Below are 4574 nucleotides of genomic sequence, written 5' to 3'. Positions count from 1 at the left end.
CGCTCCGGCGACCCGCCCGCGACGCCCGCCTCCGCGCCTTCGCCGCCGCCCGGCCCGGGACCGGGGGCACCGCCGTCGGTGTCGGCGTCGGCGTCCGGGGAGGGCCTGCGCAGGGCCTCCCGCAGCCGGCGGCGCAGCGCGGGGTACCCGTCGAAGCCCAGCGCCACCGCGAACCGGGTGACCGAGGGCTGACTGACCCCGGCCAGGCCGGCCAGCTCCACGCTGGAGAGGAACGGCGCCTCGGCGCCCTGCCGCACCATGCAGTGCGCGATCCGCCGCTGGGTCGGGGTCAGCCGGTGCCCCTCGAAGAGCGCCAGCAGCCGCATACTCGCCGTGTCCACCTGCATAAGTCTATGCAGCCGCCGCGCCGCCCGACGATGCGCACCCAGCCCCGCGCCGACCGTCCGGCCGGTCAGCCCTCGCCGCGCGCGCCATGCCGCGCGAGGGCGCACGCTGAAGAGGGCGGCCCACGCGTGCACGGCACCGGCCGCGACGAGGGCCGTCGCAGGACCCAGAATCCGCCACGGTGGGAGCAGGCGATGACACCGCACCCCACGCCCCGGAACCGTGATCGTGGGAACGCGCTCGCAGCCGAGACGAAGCCACGCGAGGAGAAGCCGCCCGGGGCGAAGCCACCCGAAGCGAAGCCGCCCGAGACGAAGCCGCCGGCGACGAATCCGCCCGCGGCCACGGAACGCGGTGAGAAGGCACCACCCGTCGCCCGGGTCTCCGAGACCCACACCGCTGTGGTCCTGCTGCTGGGTGACCACGCCTACAAGGTGAAGAAGCCGGTGGACCTGGGCTTTCTCGACTTCACCACGGTGGCCGCCCGCCGCGAGACCTGTCGTCGTGAGGTGGAGCTCAACCGCCGTTTCGCGCCCGACGTGTACGAGGGTGTCGCCGAGCTGACGCGCGACTGGGACGAGGCGCCGCCGGAGCCGGTGGTGGTGATGCGCCGCCTGCCGGACGACCGCCGGCTGTCGCGTCTGGTCGCCGCGGGTGCCCCCGTGGACGGCGCGCTCCGCACGGTCGCCCGCACCCTGGCCGCCTGCCACGCCGCCTCACCGCGCACGGCGGCGATCGACGCGCAGGGCACCCGGGAGGCGCTGCGTGCTCGCTGGGAGGCGAGCTTCCGCCAGGTGGCCGAGGTGGCGGCGCCCGGCACGCCGGCCGGGCTGGACGAGGTCCGGCGGCTGGCCCGCGAGTACCTCGCCGGGCGGAACCCGCTGTTCGAGGCCCGCATCCGGGCCGGCCGGATCGTCGACGGCCACGGCGACCTGCTCGCCGAGGACGTCTTCTGCCTCGACGACGGGCCTCGCGTCCTGGACTGCCTGGAGTTCGACGACACCCTGCGCCACGTGGACGGCCTCGACGACGCCGCCTTCCTCGCCATGGATCTGGAGCACCTGGGCGCCCCCGATGCCGCCACACGGTTCCTGGCCCGGTACCGGCAGTTCTCCGGCGACCCGGCCCCGCCGTCACTGTGCCACCACTACCTCGCCTACCGGGCCTTCGTCCGGGCCAAGGTCATGCTGCTGCGGGGCGCGCAGTCCGGTCGTGCGGAGCGCGAGGAAGCGCGGTCCCGGGCCGAGGAGTTCACGGAGCTGGCCGCGCGGCATCTGCGGGCGGGGGCGGTCCAGCTGGTGCTGGTCGGCGGACCTCCGGCCAGCGGCAAGTCGACGCTGGCCGGCGCGCTGGCCGACCGGCTGGGGCTCACCGTGCTCGGCAGTGACCGGGTGCGTAAGGAGCTGGCGGGTCTGCCGCCGGGGAGGTCGGCGGCGGCGGGCTACCGCGAGGGCATCTACTCGGCGGCGTGGAGCCGCCGCACCTACGCCGAGCTGCTGGACCGCGCCTCGGCACTGCTGGGCGCCGGGGAGAGCGTGGTGCTGGACGCCGGCTGGGGCTCGCGGGCACGGCGGGAGGCCGCCGCGATGGTCGCGGAGCGCTGTGGCGCCTCCCTGATGCCGCTGCGGTGCGAGGTGCCCCGGGCGGTGGCCGACCGGCGGCTCGCACGCCGCGCCGAGGGCGTGCCCGCCGCCGGGTCCGACGCCGGGCCGTCGGTCGCCGGGGCGGTCGCGGCGGCGGCCGAGCCGTGGCCGCAGGCGGTGCCGGTCGACACCGCCGGCGAGGTCGAGGAGGCGCTGTCCAGAGCCGTAGCCGCCGTCAGCCCGGGGCCACCGCAGGAGCGGTCACGGCCCGCACCGTACCGGCGTCCGTACATGACACCGGACTGAGCCGCCCCGCGCTGGCGCGCTCAGCGCGACGGCGGCACGAAGACCACCGGGCACGGCACGTCGTGCAGCAATGCGGGCGTGACCCTGCCGAGCTGGATCGACACCGTGCCGCGGCGTCTCGGTACCCCGACCACCAGAAGCTGGGCGCCGCGCGCCGCGTCCACCAGCACCTGGTGGGCGGAGCCCTCCGCGGTGACCCGCCGCACCGGCACCTCGGGATGGTCCGCGGCCGCCCGGGCGACGGCCTCGTCGACCCGGTCCTCGGCACGTGACTGGAACGCCAGGGTCCAGTCGCCCGAGGTGGCCGCGTCGTAGGTGACGTCGGGGGGCGGCGCGCGCCAGGCGCGGACCGCGAGCAGCGAGCAGCCCCGGGCACGCGCCTGCTCGTGGGCGTACCGCCCGGCGGCGTCGCCCCCGGACCTCCCGCCGACGCCCAGCACCACCGGCCCCGGAGCCACCGGCCCCGGAACCGCCGAGCCCGCGACCGCCTGTCCCGAAGCCGCCGAACCCGCGACCGCCTGTCCCCCGACCGGCGGACCGTCCGGACCCGCCGTTGGCAAGGGTGCCCGGACCAGCGCCACCGGGCAGCTCGACCGTTCGGCGACCCCCGGGCTGACCGATCCCAGCAGCAGGCTCACCAGCGGCCCGTGGTCGTGCGGCGCCGTCACGAGGAGGGCCGCCGTCTCGCTCTCACGCACCAGCGCGTCCTCCGGCTCACCGACGACCGCCTCCGCCGAGACCGGCACCCCGGGGGCGGCCCGGCGGGCGCGGTCGCCCGCGTCGCGCAGCAGCCGCTCGGCGGACGGGTCCCCGGCCGCGCCGGGAGGCTCCGGCGCACCCGGGGCGGGTGGCTCCTCGCGTCCGTCCCGCCGCCACATCGCGGCGTGCACCAGCCGCAGGGGGCGGCCGGTACGGACGGCTTCGGCCGCCGCCCAGTCCACCGCGTACGGCATCCCGGGGGCGTCGTCGACCCCCACGACCACCGGACCGTCCATGGTCTCCACCCGCTTCCGTTCCTTGAGGACCCCGCGTTCCTCCCCCGGCTGTCCCGGCCTTCCCGCTCTCCCGGCTCAGTCGCCGACCGACAGCACCTCCTCGACGGGCCGTCTGGGCGCGCCCGAGCCGTCCGGCCCGTAGCCCAGCCGCAGCACCATCTGCACATGGCCGGCGCCCGAGAGCGGGTCACGCAGCAGCCAGCGCAGATCGGGCCATTCCAGCGCCTGGGTGGCGAAGGAGGTGCTCAGCCCGTTGAGGGTGGCGAGCAGCAGGACGCGTTCGAGTGCCTGTCCGGCGCGCAGCCAGTCCGCCGGGTGGTCGCCCCGGGTGACGAGCAGGGCGAGCTGGGGTCGTCGTTCGAATTCGGCGCGTACCCGGCCCGGCACGGGTTCGCTCGCGGCGAAGTCCCGCGCGGGCCCGGCCCCGCCGCTCTTGGCGGGGCCGAGGGCGGCGTCGGGTATGCCGCCGGACGGCTCGCCGGTCGTGGCCTGCCGGGTCCACCGGCGACGTTCCTCCTCCCGCGCGGCGTCCATGTGGTCGTAGCCCTCCGCGTCGCGGGTCAGGTCGAGTACGACCTGGAGATGGGGGCCGGTCAGGAAGGTCAGGTCGGCGCCCTCGCGCCGCGCGGCCTCGCCGAGCGCGGCGCGGAGTCCGGCGGGGACGGGCCGGTCGGCGAAGGGGTGGCGGCTGGTGTGGCGGGCGTGGATGGCGGGGTGCAGGTCACGCAGCGCCGGCTGCGGCGCGTCGGCCGCGTCCTCCCGCCGCCCGGCCTCGCCACCGTCCCCGCCGTCGCCCTCACCGACACCCTCGCCACCGTCCTCGCCACCGTCCTCGCCACCGGGCTCACCCCTGTGCCCGCCGGGCCCGAGACGCACCGTGGCCAGCAGCGGCGGCACCTCCGGCGGCTCGGGCAGCAGCGTGGTGGCGGGGCTCAGCCCGGCGTGCGCGGCGGCCACTCTCAGGTTCAGCAGGGCGGCGCCGCAGCCCAAGTGCAGGCCGCGGTCGACGGGGTCGGCGAGCGGCATGGTGCGGGTGAGGTCGGCGTGGAGGGCGACCGTGCGGCTGTCGCGTGAGTAGTGGAAGCTCCACGGTTGCGCGTTGTGCATGGACGGCGCAGCGGTCGCATCCCGGATCAGGGCGGTCACCGCCACGTCTCCGAGGGTCGGTGCGGACACGGGAACCTCCCGTCGTCGCGGTTCTCTCCTCTCCAGCATGCGCCTGCCGCGCCGCTCCCGTCGCGTGGCCGACGGTCCCCACGGTGCCGCGGTCCGCGCGGTGGCGGGCGTGGCCCGCCGCGAGCACCGTGGAGGGGTGGGAACGGCCGACCGGGGGCACCGGGCGGGG

The 4574-nt window shown here is 77.2% G+C and carries 4 protein-coding genes; 1 reads left to right on the top strand and 3 read right to left on the bottom strand.

Translation table 11 applies throughout. From position 1 onward, the window contains the following. A partial coding sequence (locus E0D90_RS23795) for a MurR/RpiR family transcriptional regulator (protein WP_369008439.1) occupies window positions 1-347 on the bottom strand: 347 nt, incomplete at its 3' end. A 192-nt stretch (window positions 348-539) separates the two neighbouring features. Between E0D90_RS23795 and E0D90_RS23790 the strand changes: the two genes are divergently transcribed. Then, a complete protein-coding gene (locus E0D90_RS23790) occupies window positions 540-2234 on the top strand; it encodes a bifunctional aminoglycoside phosphotransferase/ATP-binding protein (protein ID WP_227870445.1) in 1695 nt (564 codons plus the stop codon). Window positions 2235-2254: 20 nt separating this feature from the next. On the opposite strand, the gene E0D90_RS23785 is transcribed toward E0D90_RS23790, so the two are convergent. Beyond that, window positions 2255-3229, bottom strand: coding sequence for a universal stress protein (locus tag E0D90_RS23785; protein WP_227870447.1), 975 nt, complete (start codon window positions 3227-3229; stop codon window positions 2255-2257). Window positions 3230-3304: 75 nt separating this feature from the next. Beyond that, window positions 3305-4405 (bottom strand): nitroreductase family protein, encoded by a 1101-nt coding sequence (locus E0D90_RS26815; protein WP_157996931.1) that lies wholly within the window; start codon window positions 4403-4405, stop codon window positions 3305-3307. Between the last annotated feature and the right edge of the window lie 169 nt (window positions 4406-4574).

The organism is Streptomyces otsuchiensis (genome assembly GCF_004305975.1).
GTDB classification, from domain to species: domain Bacteria; phylum Actinomycetota; class Actinomycetes; order Streptomycetales; family Streptomycetaceae; genus Streptomyces; species Streptomyces otsuchiensis.
Note: the sequence above shows the minus strand (reverse complement) of the source record. Positions and strands in the feature narration are given on the sequence as shown.